This is a genomic window from Clostridium sp. (assembly GCF_050717535.1).
Lineage (GTDB): Bacteria > Bacillota > Clostridia > Clostridiales > Clostridiaceae > Clostridium_AD.
Genome location: NZ_JBOITM010000028.1, coordinates 112728 through 136237, shown reverse-complemented (window position 1 = coordinate 136237; position 23510 = coordinate 112728). Strand labels below are relative to the sequence as shown.

The following is a 23510-nucleotide window of genomic DNA, read 5'->3' as shown; positions in this document are numbered from 1 at the left end:
TCCTTGGTTGTCTCCCGGGGTAGATAATATTTATTAAATATTATCCTCGTTGTTTGATTTTTCATATACATATTTTTTTTTAGAACTATTCACTTACATTTGTACACATAAATTATTGTAAATGTGATTTACAAATAAAACAAGTGTATTTACAATTTTTTTTACAAAAATTTATTAAATTAATCTTTTAATTCAATATGTCCTAATAATATTTCTCTTGGTTTGCTTCCATTTCTACTTGAAATAATTTCTTGTTCCTCCATTTGTTCTATAATTCTTGCTGCTCTATTATACCCTATTTTAAGCTTACGTTGCAATAAGGAAGTTGAAGCTTGATCATTTTCAACTACTATTCTAATAGCTTCATTTAATAATTCATCAACAGATTCCTCCTGAACTTTATTATTTAAAGTGCCCTCTATTTCATCTATTATTTCTTTTTCATAGTTTAATTCTGTTTTCTGGCTCTTTATAAAATCAACTACTCGCTCAATTTCTTCTTCTGATACAAAAGCGCCTTGAATTCTAACTGGTTTAGCCTCTCCTACAGGGTAAAAAAGCATATCGCCTTTACCTAGTAATTTCTCTGCACCAGCAGAATCTAAAATTGTTCTTGAATCTATTTGACTTGAAACTGCAAAAGATATTCTTGAGGGTATATTAGCCTTTATCACCCCTGTAATAACATCCACTGAAGGCCGTTGCGTTGCTATTACTAAATGCATACCCGCTGCTCTTGCCATTTGTGCAAGTCTTCCTATGTACTCTTCTACATCACTGGCACAAACCGTCATAAGATCTGCGAGTTCATCTATTATAATTACTATCCAAGGTAATCTATTTTCCACAATGCCTTTAGTAGCTAATTCATTATATCCTTCAATATTGCGTACATTGTTTTCAGCAAAAAGCTTGTACCTTCTTGTCATTTCATTTACAGCCCAATTTAAAGCACCTGCAGATTTTTTAGGGTCTGTTACAACTGGTATCAATAAATGAGGTATTCCATTATAAATATTTAATTCAACTACCTTAGGATCAATTAATAGGAGCTTAACTTCATCTGGAGAATATTTATAAAGTAAACTTATAATTAATGAATTTATACAAACACTCTTTCCAGAACCTGTAGCTCCAGCTACCAGCAAATGCGGCATTTTCGTTAAATCTGAAACAACACAATTACCACCTATATCTTTTCCCAAACTAAAGGATAAATTTTTGTTTGCAGCTAAAAATTCATTAGACTCAATTACTTCCCTTAAATATACTGCACTTAGTTCTTTATTTGGAACTTCAATTCCTACAGCTGCCTTACCAGGTATGGGTGCTTCAATTCTTACACCAGAGGAAGCTAAATTTAGTGCAATATCATCTGCTAAGTTCACAATTTTACTTACTTTAACACCTGCATTTGGTTGAAGCTCAAATCTCGTTACTGATGGTCCTTTTGTTACTTGAATAACTTTTGCTTCAACTCCGAAGCTACTTAATGTCTCCTGTAATTTATTTGCACTGCTGAGTAATTCTCTTTTATCATTTTTATTCATTTTACAAGTAGTATTTTCATTTAATAAGTCTACTGTTGGAAATTCATATTTAAAGTTTGGCTTTAAGTTCACACTATTTAATTGAATTTCTTTTTCTAATTCTTGTTTGATAGAATTATCTAAGTGATTATCTTTAGGACCTCCAATACTCCTTTGTTTAATATTATTGACAATTTTCTCTTTATCTTCAACTTCGACTTCTCCCTCTGTAGCAACTTCATTTGTCCTTAAAAAATCGAATATTTTAATTTTATTGTTAATTCCTTTAATAAATTCATTTTTATCTTCACTTGGAACTACTAATTCTTCTTGTTTTTCATAATTCTCTATATGTAACTCCTTACGTTCATTGCTCGCCTTACTATCATTTATCCTTTTAGTCCTTTTGATCATAAAGCTATCCTTCAAATTAAAGAAGACATCATTCAAGGATATATTTAATATTAAAATTAAACATATAACATAAATACCAATAAAAATTATAAAACTTCCTACAGCCCCAAATAGTGTATGCATTATTACATCAATAAAATAGCTAATAATACCACCATGCATTGCACTTTCAGAATTGTATATTTTACTTATTCCGGCTGAAAATTTTCCTCTAGTATAATACTTACTTAAAGATAACATTTGTATACATAGCAAAGTATTTATTATAAAAAGTATTATTCCATAAAACTTCTTGCTGAAGTTTATCTTACCTTTCTTAACAATTTTACAAATACCAATAAATATTATCAAAAATGGAGAAAGATATGCCCCCACTCCTAAGATTGCAAAAAGCAAATGATTAACAAAATCACCTATTGTACCCGATATAGAACCAGAACTCGAAAAAATAGTAGAGAATATACTAAATAAAATTAATATGCCCACTGTAATTAAAATGATTCCAAAAATTTCACTATCGGCATCTATTCCCTTGGTAACTTTAGATTTAGTTTTCTTTCTAGCCAAAGTATCACCTCCATTCTTAATATTTCTACAAATTTTATAAATCTCCTTTAACTTTAATTAGATTTATATATGAATTTAAACTATATTCATAAAATATCTATACTACCTCCACTTCTTATTGTAACAGGTCAATAAAATAGATATAAATAGGCCATTTCAACCTATTTATATCTATTGTTATGCTTCGTCTATCATTTGATTTAATTTTGATAATGCTGCACTAATTCCACCAACTTCATCTATCAATCCGTTATCAACTGCCTGTTTACCAATAAGTATAGTCCCCATATCATTTAAAAGTTCATCAGTTTGATGCATTAATCTGTTTACAGTTTCCTTATCAATCTTGGAAGTTCTAATAATAAATTCAGTTATTCGTTCTTGCATTTTATTAAAATATTCAAAAGTCTGAGGTACACCTATTATAAGTCCATTCATTCTTATAGGATGAATTATCATAGTTGCAGATGGAGAGATAAATGAATATACAGCAGCGGTTGCCAGCGGGATACCTATTGAATGGCCTCCTCCAACCACTAGTGATACAGTTGGTTTGCTAACACTTCTAATCATCTCTGCTATGGCAAGACCTGCTTCCACATCTCCTCCCACCGTATTTAGAACTATAAGAATACCTTTTACTTTTTCATCTCTTTCCATAGCAATTAACTCTGGAATAACATGTTCATATTTAGTAGTTTTAGTTTGAGGCGATAACATCATATGTCCTTCTATTTGGCCAATAATAGATAAAATTTGAATTTTATCCGTTTGAGTAGGAATATTAGTTAATCCCAGTTCTTTGATATTTTCAACCTGCTCATTTGAAGTTTCCACAATAATTTTATTTTTCTTATCTTCTTTGTTTTTTTCAGCTTTTGACATTTGCATTCCTCCTAATCCATCTATATTTTGTGCATTAAGAGAAACTATATACATTTTTTATCCTAATTTAAATTCCCTATGCAATGCATTAATTGCTTTTTCAGCATATCCTGTTTCTACAAGACACCATATAGTCATATGAGAATCTGCTGTTTGCAATACTTCAATTTTTTCTCTAGTCAATGCCTTAAGTATTCTGGCCATAACACCAGGTATACCTCTCATTTTAGAACCTATAATTGAAATCTTGCTACAATCCTTAACAAAAGAATAGGACATATTAATTTGTTTAATTAAATTCTCAAATTTTATAAAATCCTTATCATCAATAGTAAATATTTTTTCTTTAGGAAACACATTTATAAGATCTATACTTATAAAATTTTCAGCTAAAATATCAAAAAGATCATCATAACTAGGATCTGAATTTTTGCATATTTTTATTTGAACTCTGTTATTCATATGTGTAATACCTGTAATTATATTTTCAAAAGCTTGACTGCCCAAATTGCTAATTACAGTTCCATCACAGTCATTCATAGTATTCTTTATTACCAGTGGTATATTATACTTTCTAGATATTTCAACAGCTCTCGGATGTATAACCTTTGCTCCTTGCTCTGCAAACTGAAAAATTTCATCATAACTTATCTTTTTTATTAAAGTTGCTTCAGAAACTATTCTTGGATCTGCTGTCATAATTCCATCTACATCAGTGTATATTTGCGTCTCTACTGCATTAAGTGCCGCACCGAGTATTGCCGCAGTAACGTCACTTCCACCTCTACCTATAGTTGTAATATAATCATTCCCATCTCTTCCTTGAAACCCAGCTACTACAGGAATTTTCCCGCTTTGTAATATACTTAATATTTTTTTTGTGTCAACATTTATTATTGCTGCATTGTTATAATTACAATCCGTAATTATACCTGCTTGTCCACCAGTTAATGGTACAGCATCAATATTACTATTGTTTAACTCATTGCACATTATTACAGTACTTATAGTCTCACCACAACTCATTAGTAAATCTATTGCTAAGGGATTTATTACTTTAAAATTATCATCTACCAAAGATAGTAGTGTATCTGTAGCATAAGGCTCACCTTTTCTTCCCATAGCAGATACTACTACCACGGGCAAATAGCCTTCTGCCTTTGCATTTATTACTTTGTGCACTACAAGTCTTCTTTTTTCCTTAGTTAAAACGGATGTTCCTCCAAACTTTTGCACTAATATCTTCATTTATATCCTCCCAAATTAATCATCTTTTTCAAAGCTGTAATCATCTTTTTCAAAGCTGTAATCATCTTTTTCAAAGCTGTAATCATCTTTTCAAAGCTGCGATCATCTTCTTCGAAGCTGCAATATTAACGACTTCAGAAGGAGATTATACTCCCATTAAAGTTTTGTCTTTACTCTAGCGGGTAACTACAACTTATGAATATGGGAGACACTCCTTCTGAATTGTCGTTAAATATGAGATTTTTTTAAAAATTCATTATCAACATCAATTATTATAGTACGAGAACCGATTTTTTTAACATAGTCCCAAGGCACTTCAATAATATCATTACTTTTAAAAAAACTAAATTTAGAACTGCCTCCATTAATAATTAAAAATTTTAAAAGACCGTTTTCATCAATGACTACATCATTGCTGCCTAAATTGCTATATTTATCACCATCATTAATGTTTATAATTTCATATCTTTCCATTTCACTATACATTTTTATATTATCTTCCATATAAAAAATCCTCCTCACCAATTCTCTAAAGGGGTACTAAAATAAATAATAAGCACATTTCATTTAATTTCATACCCCTAAAATACTATGGAATATCTTGTGGAGTTATGCATAATTTCTATGTTATTACAAATTAATTTACTTGTCTAGTGAAATAATGTTGCCTTTAAAAAGTTTTTCCACCATTTGTTTTTCTTTACCTACAAAGGCTGAATTTATTATACCCTTTTTAAAAGTCTTTTCCATTACAGACTTCACCCTTGACATATTTATTTCATCAATTTTTCTAAGTACGTCTTTAGGTGTATTTATCTTATTCAAAAACATGACTGATTTTCCATTACTAAACATTCTACTGCTTGTGCTTTCAAGTCCTAAAATATAGCTACCTTTTAATTGTTCTTTAGCCTTGCGTAATCTTTCATTATCAATTCCTGATTTTGCAAATTTACTAATTTCTTCTTTAATTGCATCAATAGCACTTTCAGCATTAGAGGGATTAAGTCCAGCATAAATGCTCACAATTCCTGTATTTTTAAATGCCGATATATATGAATAGATTGAGTAGCACGCACCTAATTCTTCACGAATCTTTTGAAACAGCAGTGATGAGGCTCCTCCACCTAATATATTGCTTAGTAATATTAGAGGGTATGTATCGTCATTGCCAATTTCTACACCAGGAATACCAAGGCTTATATGAAGTTGTTCAATATCTTTTTTTCTGAAATAATGGTTATTTAATAGCTCGGGACTACTATATTTAGTAATATTTTTATTTTTAGTGTGCCATTTTCCAAAATATTTTTCAAGCAACTTTTCGATATTTTTCATATCAAATTTACCTGAAATTGATATAACTGAGTTTTCTGGTATATAATATGAATCAACATAATCAACTATCATTTTCTTATTTAATGTTTTTATACTATTCAAAGTTCCTAAAATAGGTAACGATATAGAATCCTTATTCCAAATTGCTTTTGTATGTAACTCCATTAAAACATCTTCCGGTGAATCTTCGCTCATATTAATTTCTTCAACAATTACACCTTTTTCTTTTTCAATCTCATCTTCTGAAAAATTACTATTGAAAAGCATATCTGACAAAATATCCAGGGACAATTCCAAATGTGTATCTAATGCCTTTATATAAAAACACGTAACTTCCTTACCCGTAAATGCATTTAATTGACCACCCACATCTTCAATAGCTTCAGCAATTTGCTTTGCGGTTCTATCCACTGTTCCCTTAAAAAGCATATGCTCAATAAAATGTGATATCCCGTTATTGCTTGCATTTTCATTTCTTGAACCATTTTCTACCCATAAACCAACACTTACTGAATTTACATATTCAATAGATTCAACTACAACCCTTAAACCATTATTTAACTTAAACAAATTGTACATATGCGCCTCTCCTTATTGAGAATTTATATTTAATATGTGCATATTAGGGTGATAATATTAAAAAAAATAAAAAGGCATCTAAGCCCTTCTATTATTATTCATTCTCTTTTTTTTCATTTTCACTATCTTTGATAGCATCTCTTCTTGAAAGATTTACTCTTCCTTGATTATCTATTTCCATTACTTTTACTAATATTTCATCACCAACGGAAACAATATCTTCTACTTTATTTACTCTAGCAAAATCAAGTTTAGATATATGAACTAATCCTTCTTTATTAGGGAGTATTTCAACAAAACATCCAAAAGCAGCAATTTTTGTTACTTTTCCTAAATATATTTCGCCTACTTTAACTGATTTAGTTAACTCTTCAATGATTTTTACAGCTCTATTTGCACTATCTCCGTCACTCGACATAATTACAATTTTTCCATCGTCATTAGTGTCTATTTTAACTCCAGTTTCTGCTATAATTTTCTTTATAGTTACTCCGCCTTTTCCTATTACATCTCTAATCTTGTCAGGCGCTACATTTAATATATACATTCTAGGAGCATATTTTGACATTTCACTTCTTGCTTCTGGAATACATGCATTCATTTTTCCTAATATATGAAGTCTAGCAACTTTTGCATCTATAATTGCAGTTTTAATGCAATATTTAGATAGTCCATGAAGCTTTGTATCAACTTGTATAGCTGTAATCCCTTTTTCAGTTCCAGCTACTTTAAAGTCCATGTCGCCAAAGAAATCTTCTATACCTTGAATATCTGTTATTACTTTTTCTTTAGATAAGTCAGCATTTGTAATTAATCCCATTGCAATACCTGCTGCCGGTCTTTTAAGTGGAACACCTGCATCAAGTAATGCTAAAACACTTGCACTTACACTCGCTTGAGATGTTGAACCATTAGAACTTAATACCTCTGATACTACTCGTATAGCATATGGAAAATCTTCTATAGATGGTAAAAGTGGTTCTACAGCTTTTTCTGCTAGTGCTCCATGACCAATTTCTCGTCTTCCAGGTCCACGCATTGGCTTAGTTTCTCCTACACTATAAGCTGGAAAATTATAATGATGCATGTATCTTTTAGTATCTTCATCACCTATTCCATCTAACATCTGAGCTTCTTTTAATGCCCCAAGAGTTGCAACACCCATTACTTGAGTAAGGCCTCTTGTAAATAATCCTGTTCCATGAGTTCTAGGAAGTATTCCTACTTCACAACTTATTGGTCTAACCTCATCAAAAGCCCTTCCATCAGGTCTTCTATTTTCATTTAGCATCATATTTCTAACTATTTCCTTTTGGATGCCATATGTAACTTCACCTATATCTGATTTCTTATCAGCATATTTTTCATTAAATTCAAGGCTTATCTTTTGTTTTATTTCATCTACTTTTGCATTTCTCTCATCTTTATCCATTATGTACATTGCTGTCTTAAACATGTCAAATGAGAAATCTCTAACTTCACTTTGGAGAGTTTCATCTATTTTACTTATTTCAGGAATGATTTTTTCTTTTCCAAATTTAGCTACAGCTTCTTCTTGGAAAGCTACAATTTTTTTACAAGCTTCAAAAGCAAAATCAATAGCATTTATCATTACATCTTCTGGTATTTCATTTCCACTAGCTTCTATCATTGTTACATTGTCTTTTGTAGCACAAACTGTAAGATTCATAGAACTAGCATTTCTCTCTTCCACAGTAGGGCTCAATATGAACTTATCATCAACAAGGCCCACTGAAACTGTTGCAACAGCATCTGTAAAAGGTATACTTGACAAACATAATGCTAATGATGCAGCATTCATTGCAAGTATCTCAGGTGAATTATCTTGTTCAACTGAAAGTACTGTACAAACAATTTGCACATCATTTTTATAGCCCTTAGGAAATAGTGGCCTAAGAGGTCTATCAATCCCTCTTGCTGTTAAAATTGCTCTTTCTGATGGTCTTGCCTCTCTTTTTATGAACCCGCCAGGAATTTTACCAACGGCATAAAGTTTTTCTTCATATTCTACACTTAGTGGGAAAAAATCAATACCATCCCTTGGTTTTTCTGATGCATTTGCATTAACCATAACTACTGTCTCACCATAGCTCATGAATATTGCACAATTTGATAGCATTCCAACCTTACCGTATTCAACTTTAAGATTTCTACCTGCTACAGTGGTTTCTATAATATGAATCATATATTTGCCTCCCTTCAATTTACACTAATATTATTAGCTAATATACGTGTTTTTAAAATCTAATTATATATTTTGTTACTAATAATTAAAATAATAGAGCGGCTAAGCCGCTCTAAATTACTTTCTTAGTCCAAGTTCTGCAAGAATTGCACGATATCTTTCGATATCTTGGTTCTTTAAGTAACCTAACATACCTTTTCTTTGTCCAACCATCATTAATAGACCTCTTCTTGAATGGTGGTCTTTTTTATGAATTTTCAAATGCTCTGTTAACTCTAAAATTCTTTCAGTAAGTAGTGCAATTTGCACCTCTGGGGAACCAGTATCTCCCTCATGTCTTGCATGTTTAATCATTATTTCTTGCTTTTTAGCCTTTTGCATTTTAATAACACCTCCGAAAATTATCCCCATATTCCAAGTACACCGTTGGCGATTCGGTGAACTTAGCATAAGGTTCAAATCAATTATAACAAACTGTGCTTAAATTGTAAATTAATTTTTACAACTTATCACTTCTTTTTCTATTTTTTGATCAAAAGCATATTCTTTGTCCTTAATAAGTTGTTGCCTTAATTCCTCAACTGTATCAAATTTAACTTCGTCTCTTATTCTGTTTATAAAATTAATTTTAACTGCTTCACCATAAATTTGCTTATCAAAATTTAAAATATAGGTTTCTACTGATAGCTTTCCACCTTCTACAGTAGGATTATAGCCTATATTGGTTATAGCTTTATAAATATTATTATCATACTTAACTAAAGTATAGTATACCCCACCCTTAGGAAGAATATATTCCTTATTGTAATCCAAATTTATAGTTGGAAATCCAATGGTTCTACCAAGTTGCTTTCCCTTAACTACTTTTCCGATAATAATGTGAGGCCTTCCTAGTAGCTCATTTACTTTAGTGATATCACCCTCAGCTATTAGATGACGAATGCTAGAACTACTTACAATTTCATGGTCCTTACTAACGGCTTCACAAATATATAATTTATATCCTAGTTTAATGCTATATTTTTGTAGCATCTCTATATCACCTAAATTTTTATACCCAAATCTATAATTAAACCCAACAACTATTCCTTTTGCATTATAGAAATTCACCATATTTTTTATAAATTCTTCTGGAGTTATTTTCATGAAATTTTTATCAAAGTTAACTAAATTAACAATATCAATACCAGTGCTCTTAAGTAAATCTATTTTAGTTTCATTATCCATTATTAGCTTTGGACAAATCTCTTTGTTAATAACTGATAGTGGGTGATTTTTAAAAGTACAAATCATACTTTTAACATTATTCTCTTCTGATAATTCAACAGTTCTATTTATAAGATGCATATGCCCTAAATGAAGTCCATCAAAACTTCCGAGAGCTATATATGTCGGATATTTAAGTTTAGTTTTAAAATTATCTTTTATAATTAACATTTTTAATATACTCCTATATAAATGATTTTATTAATCTAACACCCTCATTACTTTTATCTGCAATGCCAATAAAATCATTGTCCTTATTATAGATGCTATACATAATATCTTCTTCGAATTTACAAATTAATGCTCTATCTTTTACTACAACACCATTAAGTAAAAACTTAACAAATCTATCTTCTATTACAATTTTAGTATTATTTTTAAAAATGGTTTCTATAGGCATAATATGCCCATTTATATTTTCTTCATTTAAATCCAAAATATTTATAGCATCTTCAATGTGAAATTGTCCTGTAGCAGTTCTTTGCAGATTCCACATCATACCACCACATTCTAATAGTTCTCCAATATCATAACATAAGCTTCTAATATATGTACCTTTAGAGCATTTTACCCTAAATTTTACGTAAGGTATTTTAATGTCTGTAATTTCTATGTCATAAATTGTTATAGGCCTTGCTTCTCTTTCTATTTCTATCCCAGCCCTTGCCAGTTCATAAAGTTTTTTCCCATTAACTTTTAAAGCTGAGTACATAGGAGGAACTTGTTTTATTTCTCCTACAAATGAATTAATTGCCTGTATAATTTCCTCGCAACTTGCCTTAACTTCACTTTCTGCTAAAATTTTACCTTCTCTATCATAGGTATCTGTGATAATGCCCAATTTCAATTCAGTTTCATAAATTTTAAAGTCACCCATTATATAATCAATTGCCTTTGTTGCTTTTCCTATACAAACAGGTAAAACCCCGCTAGCCTCAGGGTCTAGAGTGCCAGCGTGGCCTACTTTTTTTATATGAGTAATTTTTTTAATTATACGAACTACATCAAAAGATGTCATTCCTGTAGGTTTAAATATGTTTAATATACCGTTCATTTTATCAACTCTTTTTCTAAAATTTCCAAAAGTTTTACTTTAGTATCATCAAAATTCGCTTCTGTGAAAAAACCTGCAGCTCTAATGTGACCGCCACCATGAAAAACTTCTGCAATTTTGCTAACATCCACTAGTGATTTAGATCTTAAACTTACTTTAACTCCATTGTCAGTTTCTTTTATAAGAATGGTAACCTCAACAGTATCTATTGAAGCTCCAAAAGTTATAACATCCGATGTATCTGAGGAAACAGAACTATATTTTTCAAGCATACTTTTAGATATATACATAATGCATACTTTACTGTTAAGTTCGGAAGTCATATTACCAATTACTTCACCATAGAATTTAATATTTTCGAACTTTTTATTTTCAAAAATCAATCTATGTATGTTACTAAAATCTATACCAGTATTAATAAGTTCTCCTGCTATAGCATGAGTTACTGCCGTAGTACTGGAATGCCTAAATGATCCTGTATCTGTAAGTAATGAAGTGTACAAGCAAGCAGCTATTTCTTTATCCAACTCTACATTAAGAAGTCTAAGTACCTCAAACACAATCTCACCAGCAGCAGAAGCATCGGTATCAACAAAATTCAAATCTCCATATAAATCATTAGATAAATGATGATCCATATTAATTAATTCATATTTTCTGTTCTTCATAGATAAATTCGAATTAATTCTCTTGAAATCTCCACAATCTAAGACAATCACACATTCTGTATCAACAGATGGTTCTATTATTTCACCACTAATTTCATTTGAATATGGCAAGAACAGAAAAGTCTGTGGAATAACCTCTTTTGAGATTATATACACATCCTTATTCAGTTTTCTAAGACCAATAAGTAAAGCCAGTGCACTACCTATTGAATCACCATCTGGAGACGTATGGAAAGTTATAGCAATTTTTTTAAATAACTTTATTCTATTAACAACATCATTAATTTTCATTGTTACCCTTGTCATCTAAATCTTCTTCACTTATATTATCTCCACTATTTTTTTCATCAATTTTTTCTTTTTCTTTTATTTGATGAAAAATACCTTCTAAATGTATAGCACGTTCAATAGTCTCATCAACCTCTATGATAACTTGAGGAACATGTCTTAGTTTAACATGAGCCCCTATTTCTTTTCTCATAAGACCAGTGGAACTTTTAAGAGCTTGAATTGTTTCTTTCTTAGAAATTTCACTACCAAAGACACTAACATAAATTTTTGTATAGCTTAGGTCTTTTGTTGTGTCTACTTTTGTAACACTTACCATAGCACTTTTTCTTGGATCTTTTATTTTGTTTTGAATTGTATTGCTCACATCTTTTTTAATTTCTTCATTAATTCTACCATTTCTATAATTAACCATACAACCCACTACTCCTTATATTATGCTAATTTTGGTTTTACTTCTTCCATTATAAATGCTTCTAAAATGTCGCCTTCCTTAATGTCATTGAATTTTTCTACACTTAATCCACATTCATATCCAGCAGCTACTTCTTTTGCATCGTCTTTAAATCTCTTTAATGATGCTAGAGTTGATTCAGTTATTACTATTCCATTTCTAAGTACACGTACACTACTATTTCTTGTAATCTTACCAGTTAATACATAAGATCCTGCAATAGTTCCTACATTAGATACTTTGTATATTTGTCTTATCTCAACTCTACCTAAAACAACTTCTTTATATACAGGATCAAGCATTCCAACCATTGCAGCTTTTATATCATCAAGAGCATCATAAATCACTCTATAAGTTTTAATTTCCACTTTTTCTTTTTCACCTACTACAGCAGCATTATTATCTGGTCTTACATTAAACCCTATAATTATTGCATTTGAAGCAGCTGCAAGTGTAACATCTGTTTCTGTAATAGCTCCAACTCCAGAATGTATAACTCTTACTTTAACATTATCAGTAGATAATTTTTCAAGAGATTGACGTACAGCCTCAACAGATCCTTGAACGTCAGCTTTTACAATAACACCAAGTTCCTTAACAGATCCTTCTTGTATTTGGCTATATAAATTTTCCATGGAAACTCTATTGCTTGCCTTAAAATGTTCTTCTCTTGATTTTGATTTTCTAGTTTCAGCCATATTTCTTGCAGTTTTCTCATCTTTAACTACATTAAATCTATCTCCAGCTTCTGGCACTTCAGATAACCCAAGTATCTCTACTGGTATAGAAGGTCCTGCAGTTTTTATCTTTTTACCCTTATCATCAAACATTGCTCTTATTCTACCATATGTTGAACCAACTATTATAGAATCTCCAGTGTTTAATGTACCGTTCTGTACAAGTAATGTAGCAAGAGGGCCTCTACCTTTGTCAAGTTTTGCTTCTATTACAGTTCCTCTTGCACTTCTCTTAGGATTTGCTTTAAGTTCTAACATTTCTGCTGTAATTAATACCATTTCAAGTAGTGTATCTATACCCTCTTTAGTATGAGCAGATACTGGAACACATATTGTATCTCCACCCCAATCTTCAGCTACAAGTCCATATTCTGTTAATTCTTGCTTAACTTTATCAACATTAGCTCCTGGTCTATCCATCTTGTTTATAGCTACTATCATTGGAACCTTAGCAGCCTTACAGTGATTTATTGCTTCTGTAGTTTGTGGCATAATTCCATCATCTGCAGCTACAACAAGTATAACTATATCTGTTATTTGGGCACCTCTAGCTCTCATTGCTGTAAATGCTTCATGACCAGGTGTATCTAAAAATGTAATTTTTTCTCCATTAATATTAACAGTATAAGCACCTATATGTTGTGTTATTCCGCCTGCTTCTGTTTCAGTAACCTTAGATTTTCTAATACAATCAAGTAATGAAGTCTTACCATGATCAACATGACCCATAACTGTTACAACAGCTGGTTTTTTAGCTGTAGCTAAATCATCATCAAATTCTTCTAGTTCTATTTCATCAGCAAGTTTACCTTCTTCTACATCTTTTAGTACTGCAAGTGCACCATATTTTTCTATTACCTTTTCAGCTGTAGCAAAATCAATTTCTTGATTCATTCCCGCCATAACGCCTATAAAAATAAGTTGTTTTATTACTTCAACATAAGGCCTCTTTAACTTATCAGCTAAGTCTTTAACTGTAATACAAGCATCGATTACTACAACTTCATCATCTATAGCTTCAACACTATTGTTACCATTTCCAAGTTCATCTCTACCTTTTCTACCTCTTTTTCTAATAACGACTTTATTAGCATCTTCATTGGCTATATTTTCATAATGCTCTACTGTTTCATTTTTTTCATCTTTAAGTCCTGAATTTTCATCACTATAAAGTTCCTTTATTAATTCAGCATCCTCTTCCTCAATCACACTCATATGATTTTTGGCCTTTATACTAAACTCTTCAAATAGTACATTAATTAATTCTTTACTTGACACCTCTAACTCTTTTGCTAATTCATATATTCTGACTTTTGCCAAATCATTCACCCCCGAAATTTAGTTTATTCATTTTCTTGGCTTTCTATATTTTCTATATTTTCTATATTTTCTATATTTTCTATGTTTTCTTCATTCGCTCCATTTGCTTCATTCCATAAGCTGAGTAATTTACTACTCATTCTTTTATCATTAACACACAAAACATTAATTTCTGCTCTTCCAAGGCACTTGCCTAGAATTTCATTGGATACACCTTCTATAAATGGTATATTATATTTAATGCTAAATCTTTTAAATTTATCCTTAGTGTTTGTAGCACTTTCTTCCGACAAAATTATTAGGGTTCCTCTTCCATGCGATAACGCATCTTCACATTGATTGTAACCTTCAATAAGTTTGCCTGCTTTCTTAGTTAAACCCAAAAACTGGAAAAATTTATTGTTCATCATTTATCGCATCCTTAGGATCTATCTGCTGTTTCAAAGTTTCATAGATTTCTTCACTTATTTTTCCGCCTAAATTTCTCTCGAGTCTCTTTGTTTTATAAGATTTTTCAAAGCACTCAATATTTTTACAAATATATGCACCTCTACCTGGCTTTTTCCCTATTAAATCTATAGAAATTTCGCCCTCTTTACTACGAACTATACGCAGTAATTCTTTTTTGCATTTCATTTCCATACATCCTGTACACATGCGCTGAGGAATTTTTTTAACTTTCATAAACCTATCACCTACTCCTGAGTAATGGTTTCAATTACTTTATTTTCGATAGCTTCACTATCTTCCATTTTATATTGGGCTTGAGTTCTACTTTTAATATCAATTTTCCACCCAGTAAGTCTTGCAGCTAGTCGTACATTTTGACCTTCTTTTCCAATGGCCAATGATAATTGATTATCTTCGACTATTACCTTTGCAGATTTAGATGGTTCATCAACCACTACATTCAATACCTTTGCAGGACTTAATGCGTTTGAGATATATTCTTCAGATTTTTTACTCCACTTAATGATATCAATTTTTTCATTTCTTAATTCATTAACTATACTTTGAACTCTAGAACCTTTTGGTCCAACACAAGCTCCCATTGCATCAACATTTTCATCATTTGAATAGACTGCAATTTTAGTTCTTGAGCCTGCCTCTCTTGAAATACTTTTTATTTCAACAACTCCACCAAAAACTTCTGGCACCTCAAGTTCAAATAAGCGTTTCACAAGACCTGGATGAGTTCTTGATACCCCTATTTGAGCACCCTTAGTAGTATTCTTAACCTCAACAATATATAGTTTTAGTTTTTCATTGAAATTATATTCCTCGCCAGGCATTTGTTCAGTAGCTCCAAGCACAGCTTCAATTTTACCCAAATCTATAAATACATTACCCCTATCTTTTCTTATAACACTTCCCGTAATAATATCAAATTCTTTGGTTATAAATTCATTGTAAATAATGTTTCTTTCAGCTTCTTTAATTCTTTGAATAACTACTTGTTTTGCAGCTTGTGCAGCTATTCTCCCAAATTTTCTTGGAGTAACTTCAATATCAACAATATCATCAATTTCATATTTAGGACTATATTCTTTAGCTTCCTCAAGTGATATTTCTGTAACTTCTTCAACCACTTCTTCTACAACTGTCTTTTGACCATAAACATGTATTTCACCTGTTTCTCTATTCATTGATACTTTTACATTTTGGCTATTGCTAGATAGTGTAGCATAATTTTTCTTATATGCGGCAACTAATGCATCTTCAATAGTTTGAAAAAGTAAATCTTCACTAATTCCCTTTTGATCTACAATTTCTCTCAATGCTTCAATAAATTCCTGATTCATTTTAACTTCCTCCTTACAGCGCCGGTTTCAGATTCACAATGGAAATTTTTTCTCTAGGGATAGATATATTATTCCCATCATATTGAATTTCTATTTGTATATCAGAAAATCCTAGTAAATTACCCTCAAACTTTTTAGTGCCCTCATATAGACTATTTAAATTAACTAGTACATTTTGGCCAACATATTTTTCCATATGATTATCATCATATAAAATTCTCTCAATTCCTGGAGAAGATACTTCTAAACAGTAACTATCAGTTATTGGATCTTGAACATCTAATATTTCGCTTGTGGCTCTACTTATTTTTTCACAATCTTCTAAAGATATTCCACTTTCATTATCTATATAAATTCTAAGAAAATTTTCTCCTGATTCTTTTACATATTCCAAATGATATAATTCACAATTATTTTCTTCTACTATTGGTTTGGTTATTTTTATGAGTTTTTGTATCAAGGTATCATTTTTCATTTTAACACCCTCCTTTTACTAATATTTTCTACAATTATTAACATAATTAATCATAATATTATAATTAAAACGCAACCATTAGTTGCGTTTCAATAAATAGAGAGTAGGCGGGCCTACTCTCTTACAATAAAATTATCAGCGATAACCAATATATATCATTCTATCATATAAAATTTGCTATTTCAAGGGTTAATTACATTTCCTTAAAAAAACGACAGCTGATTTGTATCTGGAAGATCTTTTAAACACCCATGGTTATCTAAGGATTGAATAACTGTTTTGGATATTTTGCAACGAATTCTGAGTTCTTCTTTTGATATAAACTCACCGTTAACTCTTTCCAAAACTATGCTTTTAGCGGCATTTTCACCGACACCTTCTAATCCACTTAATGGAGGTCTTAATGAATCCTCTTCAATTGTAAATTTAACTGCCTCAGACTTATAAAGATCTACATTTAATAATTTTATGCCTCTTTTAAACATTTCATAAGATAGCTCAAGAGCCGTAAGAAGTCCTTTTTCTTTCATACCTATATCCTTGCCCATAGACTCTAGCTCATCCATTTTGACTCTTATAGCACTCTCACCTTTTGAAATCAAATCGGCATCAAAATCATCGGCTCTTATAGTAAAGAAAGTAGCATAATATTCTTTTGGGTAATAAACCTTATAATATGCTATTCTTACAGCCATCATTACATATGCTACTGCATGTCCTTTAGGGAACATATACTTTATCTTTTTACATGAACCTATATACCAATCCGGCACATCATTTTCTCTCATTATTTTCTCATCATCTTCAGTAAGTCCCTTACCTTTTCTTACCTTCTCCATGATAGTAAAGGCAGTCTTAGGTGGAAGATTTTTTTGCAACAGGTACACCATTATATCATCTCTTGTAGAAATGCAATCTTTAAGTGTTGTAAAGCCTTCTTTAATATAAAATTGTGCATTATTAATCCATACATCCGTACCATGAGATAACCCTGAAATTCTAACAAGGTCTGAAAAAGATTTTGGCTGTGTATCTAAAAGCATTTGTTTAACAAATTTTGTACCAAATTCTGGTACACCATAACTTCCCACTTCACATCCCAATTGTTTAGCTGTAAGCCCCAATGCCTCAGGGGAAGTAAACAAACTTAAGACTTTAGGATCAGCTAGCGGAATAGTTAAAGGGTCAAGACCAGTTAAATCTTGAAGCATTTTAAGCATTGTAGGATCATCATGACCAAGTATGTCAAGTTTAAGAAGTCTTCCACTTATGGAATGGTAATCAAAATGTGTTGTAATAATATCTGAATTTGGGTCATCCGCTGGGTGTTGCACTGGGCAAAAATTATATATCTCATTGTCACTTGGAACAACCATTATCCCACCTGGATGTTGTCCTGATGTTCTTTTAACTCCAGTACACCCCATGACTAATCGTTCTATTTCAGCTTGAGGTACCATAATATCTTTTTCACCTAAATATTTTTTCACATAACCATAAGCAGTCTTGTCAGCGATTGTTCCAATAGTTCCCGCCTTGAAAGTATGACCTTTTCCAAACAGCACTTCTGTATATCTATGTATGTCTGCTTGATTATCCCCCGAAAAATTCAAATCTATATCCGGTTCTTTATCGCCTTCAAAACCTAAGAATGTTTCAAAAGGAATATCATGACCATCTTTTTTATATTGTGTACCACAATCAGGGCATACTTTATCCGGTAAATCTGCACCTGAGCCAATAGATCCATCTAAAATAAATTCGCTCTTTTTGCAATTAGGACACACATAATGAGGAGGCAACCCATTTACTTCTGTTATATTAGACATATTAGCTGCAAAAGATGATCCAACTGAGCCTCTCGATCCTACTAAATAACCATCTGCAAGTGACTTTGCTACTAATTTTTCAGCTATTAAATAAAGTACAGCATATCCATTACCTATAATAGAGTTTAGTTCCTTGTCCAATCTTTTTTCAACTATCTCTGGAAGAATATCTCCATATATTGAATGAACTTTATCGGATGTCATCTTCCGAATGTCCTCTTCTGCACCTGGTATTTTAGGTGTAAAAGTTCCATCAGGTATTGGTTTTACAAATTCTATCATATCGGCAATTTTATTGGTATTATAAATTACCACTTCCCTACACTTTTTTTCACCTAAATACGCAAATTCTCTTAACATCTCATTAGTAGTTTTAAAATATAGTGGTGGTTGGTCATCTGCATCTGAGAAACCTTTACCAGCCATTAAAATTTTCCTAAACACCTCATCGGAGGGTTCTAAAAAATGCACATCCCCTGTAGCCACTACTGGCAAATTGTTTTTTTCTCCGAGTTCACATATTTTTCTATTAATATCCATTAATTCATTTTCATCTTTTACCATACCGTTTTTAATCAAAAACTTGTTATTTAGTAGGGGCTGTATTTCTAGATAATCATAAAACTCCACAATAGACCTAACATCCTCTTCAGATTTTCCTGAAAGCACTTCCCTATATACTTGTCCAGCTTCACAGGCAGAACCAATTATAAGGCCTTCTCTATAACTCTCAATTAATGTTTTAGGAAGTCTAGGTCTTCTATGAAAATAATCTAAATTTGAAAATGATATAAGTTTATAAAGGTTTTTTAGGCCTATTTGGTTTTTTGCCAAAATAATAACATGATAGGTATTTGCCTTTTTTATATCGAAGTCACCTAAAAATTCACTGTTTAAAGTAGCCAAGTCTAAAATATTTTTTTCTTTAAGCAGTCCAAAACAATGTAGTAGTATTTCCGCAGTAGCTTTAGCATCATCTACAGCTCTATGATGATTTTCTAGTGAAATTCCTAAATGCTTAGCTATTACATTAAGCTTAAATGTCTTAAGATCTTTAAGTAAAAACTTAGCTAGTGGAATTGTATCCATAATAGTACTTTCAAATACAAGACCTAATCTATCTGCATTTTTCTTAATAAACCCAGTGTCAAAAGCAGCATTATGAGCTACCACCACACTGTCCTTTGCAAACTCTAAAAACTTAGGAAGTATTTCGCGAATTAAGTCTGCATCAGAAACCATGTCATTTGTGATTCCAGTAAGGTCTGTAATCTTATAAGGTATATCTATTTCTGGATTTACAAATTCATTAAATCTATCTACTATTTTCCCATTTTCAATTTTAACTGCCCCTATTTCAGTAATTCTATCATTTTCACTGGAGAGCCCTGTGGTTTCTATATCAAAAACTACAAAACTATCATCTAAATTTTCATTTTTATTATTAATGACAATAGGCTCTCCATCATCTACTAAATAACCCTCTACACCATATATAACCTTAATCTTATTTTTTTTAGCTGCGTCCATAGCTTCCGGAAAAGCCTGAACAACACCATGATCAGTTATTGCTACTGCCGTGTGACCCCATTTAGCTGCTCTTGCAACAAGCTTAGACGTAGGAGTCATGCCATCCATAGCACTCATTTGGGTGTGCATATGTAGTTCTACTCTTTTCTCCCTTGCAGTATCCATTCTTTCTATTTTCTTTAGTTTTACTATATCTCTAACCATTACAACTACTTCTCTTGCATAGGTATCGTAACTTGCTTCTCCACGAAGCTTACAGAAAAGTCCTACTTTAATTTCTTCCATTATCTTTTCTACATCTTTAGGCTTTGGAAAACATTTTACTGTAATTGAACTTGTGTAATCCGTAATAAAAAATGTAATAATTATTCTACCAGTTTTCGTTTCAATTATATTCACTTTAAAAATATCACCAGAAACACATACTATTCCTGAAGTTTCATTTATATCCTTTATTTCTATGCTTTCACCATTTATATTTCTTCCCATTATGGTGTTTTCATCTGGGGCCTCTTCTTTTTTATATCCTGGTCTGCTATACTTATTTGATTTATTGCCACCACCGAAATCTTTATTTTGACTATTGCTATTACTCTTAGGTTTGTCTTTATTTTCTGTATTTATGTTTTTAATAATTTCATTTATTATAGTTTGATTTTCTTTTTCCTTCTTCACAAAATCAACTTCTTTTAAAAGATTACTATTATGTTCTAATTTAACTAGAGAATTCACCCCAAACATATCATTAATAGTGTTTTTCAAAAGAAGCTCTATGTTTTTATCTCTTAGTATCTTACACATAAAATCATTACCACACTGTATTTTCAGTATACCATTCTCGATTGTCCTTGAAGATTTTAATAAACTATCCTTACTGGACGGCTCTGAGATAGCTATTACGTTCACAACATCCAACCAAAACTTACCGTTTACATCCTCTATAGTAGCATTTGATACATCTTGGTAACAAATCAACTGAATATCTTCAAAACTGCATAACCTTTTTGAAATAATATTTTTAATTAGCAGTTTTTTATTGTCGTCTGCATTATCAAAAGATTTTACTATAACCCTTAATTTGTTGCTTTTTTTAAGGTATTGAACTCGGAGTACCTTAATATCATCTACTAATGTTTCCTCATTTGAATCAAAATCATTTTTCAACATTTTAGCTAAACTTGCATCCATTAGTATTCCCCCTGATGTGACATTTTATAATTTATCTACCTCACGAATAAGTTCTTCCACTAAATCTTCTTCCTTAACGGTTTTAATTATTTCGCCTTTTTTAAATATAAGACCTACACCATTTCCACCAGCTATCCCAATATCCGCTTCTCTTGCTTCTCCTGGTCCATTAACTACGCATCCCATTATTGCAATTTTTATGTTCTTTTTACAATTTGCAAGTCTTTCTTCTACTTCATTTGCAATTTTAATAAGATTGATTTGAGTTCTTCCACAAGTAGGGCATGATACAAATTCAATTCCATCCTCTATATACCCTAGTGATTTTAGAATCTCCTTGCCAACCTTAACCTCATCTACTACTTCCCCAGTTAATGATACTCTTATAGTATCTCCAATGCCGCAAGCTAAAAGAGCTCCAATACCCACACTAGATTTTATTGTCCCTCTCCATGTAGTTCCAGCCTCTGTAACACCCAGGTGCAATGGATAATCTACCCTACCCGATATCAATTTATAACTTTCAATCATCATAACTACATCAGAAGATTTTATAGAAATAACTATATCATAAAAGTTTAGACTTTCTAGTATTGCAACATGCCTTAGAGCGCTTTCCACTAGTGCTCGTGCGCAAACATGACCGTATTTCTCAAGAATATCACTTTCTAGCGATCCAGAATTTACACCAATTCTAATTGGAATTCCCTTATCACTAGCAGCTTTCGCCACTAATTTTATTCTATCTATGCTTCCAATATTGCCTGGATTAATTCGGAGTTTAGATATTCCATTCTCAATAGACTTCAGAGCCAATTTATAGTCAAAATGAATATCTGCAACTAAGGGTATGTGAATTCTTTTCACAATTTCTTTAATAGCCTCAGCTGCTACCATATCTGGCACTGCGCATCGTACGATATCACAGCCTGCCTCTTCCAACTGAAGAATCTGATTTACCGTGGCTTCTACATCTCTTGTATCTGTACATGTCATTGATTGAACTGATATTTTTGAATCTCCACCTATATATATATTTCCTACTTTAATCTTCTTTGTTTTTCTTACTCTAATATCCTTCATAATCTCCATCTCCTAGAATTTCATCGGACTAACTATGTCCTTAATGACTATAAATACCATGAATGCCATTAAAATCATAAATCCGATATAATTTACAAATCCAACTTTATTATCATCTAATTTTTTACCTGAAATAATTTCAAATAATAGCATAAAAATCCATCCTCCATCTAGTGCTGGAAAAGGTAATATATTCAATATTCCTAGTTGCACACTAAATAGTGCAGTAAAGTTCATTAAATTTACTATTCCAGTTTGCGCAACCATTGTTGACATTCTTATTATGCTTATTGGTCCTCCTACATCATTAACAGAAACTTTCCCGTGAAATAAGGTCCCCAAAAATCCAAAAATGAGTTTTGATGTACTAATAGTTTGAGTAAATCCATAACCTACAACTTCGCCAAAATTCATTTTTTCTAGTGTACCACCTATTCCTACCATAAATCTATTTTGCTCTACATTTTTTATGGGCTTCAAAGAAAATGCTTTAACCTTTGAATTCCTCACTATTTCAATATTTATATTTTCACCTTTAGAATCACCAATTTCATTTATAAATTGTTCCCATTTTTCTATACTAACACTATTAACCTTAGTAATCTTATCTCCAACTTGCATACCCGCCTTCATAGCCGCACCACCAGGGACTACTTCCCCTATTATTGGTACTATTTTTCCTGTGGCAGCGCCTACAATAGTAAATAAAACTATTGCTAATATTATATTCATAATTGCACCAGCAGAAACTATGCTTAATTTTTGAAGTGCAGTTTTGCTTGTGAAAGATCGTGGGTCATCACTTTCTTCGTTCTCCCCATCCATTTTAACATATCCACCAATAGGAAATGCTTTAATCAAGTACTCAGTTTCTTTTCCCTTTATTCCAAAAAGTTTAGGACCCATTCCTAGCGAAAATTCATGTACTTTTACTCCATTTAATTTAGCTAGCATAAAATGACCTAATTCATGTATTATAATCAAAAGACTAAATGCTAATATAGCCATAATATAATATGGTATGTTTGATATAATACTACTCATAATAAT

General features: G+C 31.4%; 18 protein-coding genes and 1 pseudogene. All 19 read right to left on the bottom strand.

Annotated elements, in window-relative coordinates; translation table 11 throughout:
- Positions 1 to 179 precede the first annotated feature (179 nt).
- Positions 180 to 2510, bottom strand: a complete 2331-nt coding sequence (locus ACREVU_RS05475) for an FtsK/SpoIIIE family DNA translocase (protein ID WP_431550604.1) — start codon at positions 2508 to 2510, stop codon at positions 180 to 182.
- Positions 2511 to 2687: 177 nt separating this feature from the next.
- Positions 2688 to 3395, bottom strand: a complete 708-nt coding sequence (locus tag ACREVU_RS05470; RefSeq protein ID WP_431550603.1) for a ClpP family protease — start codon at positions 3393 to 3395, stop codon at positions 2688 to 2690.
- A 57-nt stretch (positions 3396 to 3452) separates the two neighbouring features.
- Positions 3453 to 4643: an aspartate kinase gene (dapG, locus tag ACREVU_RS05465; protein ID WP_431550602.1), complete on the bottom strand. Its 1191-nt coding sequence runs from the start codon at positions 4641 to 4643 to the stop codon at positions 3453 to 3455.
- Between the two features lie 228 nt (positions 4644 to 4871).
- The gene (locus ACREVU_RS05460) at positions 4872 to 5147 is read right to left on the bottom strand and encodes a YlmC/YmxH family sporulation protein (RefSeq protein ID WP_431550601.1); all 276 of its coding nucleotides are present in this window, start codon (positions 5145 to 5147) and stop codon (positions 4872 to 4874) included.
- Positions 5148 to 5285: 138 nt separating this feature from the next.
- Positions 5286 to 6560: a M16 family metallopeptidase gene (locus tag ACREVU_RS05455; protein WP_431550600.1), complete on the bottom strand. Its 1275-nt coding sequence runs from the start codon at positions 6558 to 6560 to the stop codon at positions 5286 to 5288.
- A gap of 94 nt (positions 6561 to 6654) precedes the next feature.
- Complete coding sequence (locus ACREVU_RS05450; RefSeq protein ID WP_431550599.1) at positions 6655 to 8766, bottom strand: polyribonucleotide nucleotidyltransferase; 2112 nt, start codon at positions 8764 to 8766, stop codon at positions 6655 to 6657.
- A gap of 117 nt (positions 8767 to 8883) precedes the next feature.
- Positions 8884 to 9147, bottom strand: coding sequence for a 30S ribosomal protein S15 (rpsO, locus tag ACREVU_RS05445; protein ID WP_431550598.1), 264 nt, complete (start codon positions 9145 to 9147; stop codon positions 8884 to 8886).
- Positions 9148 to 9258: 111 nt separating this feature from the next.
- A complete protein-coding gene (locus ACREVU_RS05440) occupies positions 9259 to 10203 on the bottom strand; it encodes a bifunctional riboflavin kinase/FAD synthetase (protein WP_431550597.1) in 945 nt (314 codons plus the stop codon).
- Between the two features lie 13 nt (positions 10204 to 10216).
- Positions 10217 to 11086 carry a tRNA pseudouridine(55) synthase TruB gene (gene truB / locus ACREVU_RS05435; RefSeq protein ID WP_431550596.1) on the bottom strand — a complete coding sequence of 290 codons (870 nt, stop codon included), beginning with the start codon at positions 11084 to 11086 and terminating at the stop codon, positions 10217 to 10219.
- Positions 11083 to 12045: a DHH family phosphoesterase gene (locus ACREVU_RS05430; protein WP_431550595.1), complete on the bottom strand. Its 963-nt coding sequence runs from the start codon at positions 12043 to 12045 to the stop codon at positions 11083 to 11085. Before ACREVU_RS05430 ends, truB begins: the two co-directional genes overlap by 4 nt.
- A gap of 49 nt (positions 12046 to 12094) precedes the next feature.
- A pseudogene (rbfA, locus tag ACREVU_RS05425) lies at positions 12095 to 12457 on the bottom strand (30S ribosome-binding factor RbfA); the annotation flags it as partial.
- 20 nt (positions 12458 to 12477) lie between these two features.
- Positions 12478 to 14553 carry a translation initiation factor IF-2 gene (gene infB / locus ACREVU_RS05420; protein WP_431550594.1) on the bottom strand — a complete coding sequence of 692 codons (2076 nt, stop codon included), beginning with the start codon at positions 14551 to 14553 and terminating at the stop codon, positions 12478 to 12480.
- A gap of 23 nt (positions 14554 to 14576) precedes the next feature.
- A complete protein-coding gene (locus tag ACREVU_RS05415) occupies positions 14577 to 14963 on the bottom strand; it encodes a ribosomal L7Ae/L30e/S12e/Gadd45 family protein (protein WP_431550593.1) in 387 nt (128 codons plus the stop codon).
- On the bottom strand, positions 14950 to 15237 hold the full coding sequence (gene rnpM, locus ACREVU_RS05410) for an RNase P modulator RnpM (RefSeq protein WP_431550592.1): 288 nt from the start codon (positions 15235 to 15237) through the stop codon (positions 14950 to 14952). The genes ACREVU_RS05415 and rnpM overlap by 14 nt, the downstream gene beginning before the upstream one ends.
- Before the next feature lie 11 nt (positions 15238 to 15248).
- On the bottom strand, positions 15249 to 16355 hold the full coding sequence (gene nusA / locus ACREVU_RS05405; protein ID WP_431550591.1) for a transcription termination factor NusA: 1107 nt from the start codon (positions 16353 to 16355) through the stop codon (positions 15249 to 15251).
- A gap of 13 nt (positions 16356 to 16368) precedes the next feature.
- The gene (gene rimP, locus ACREVU_RS05400; RefSeq protein WP_431550590.1) at positions 16369 to 16830 is read right to left on the bottom strand and encodes a ribosome maturation factor RimP; all 462 of its coding nucleotides are present in this window, start codon (positions 16828 to 16830) and stop codon (positions 16369 to 16371) included.
- A gap of 203 nt (positions 16831 to 17033) precedes the next feature.
- Positions 17034 to 21377 (bottom strand): PolC-type DNA polymerase III, encoded by a 4344-nt coding sequence (locus ACREVU_RS05395; RefSeq protein WP_431550589.1) that lies wholly within the window; start codon positions 21375 to 21377, stop codon positions 17034 to 17036.
- Positions 21378 to 21401: 24 nt separating this feature from the next.
- Positions 21402 to 22460 carry a flavodoxin-dependent (E)-4-hydroxy-3-methylbut-2-enyl-diphosphate synthase gene (gene ispG / locus ACREVU_RS05390; protein WP_431550588.1) on the bottom strand — a complete coding sequence of 353 codons (1059 nt, stop codon included), beginning with the start codon at positions 22458 to 22460 and terminating at the stop codon, positions 21402 to 21404.
- Positions 22461 to 22472: 12 nt separating this feature from the next.
- Positions 22473 to 23504 carry an RIP metalloprotease RseP gene (rseP, locus tag ACREVU_RS05385; RefSeq protein ID WP_431550587.1) on the bottom strand — a complete coding sequence of 344 codons (1032 nt, stop codon included), beginning with the start codon at positions 23502 to 23504 and terminating at the stop codon, positions 22473 to 22475.
- Positions 23505 to 23510: the final 6 nt, after the last annotated feature.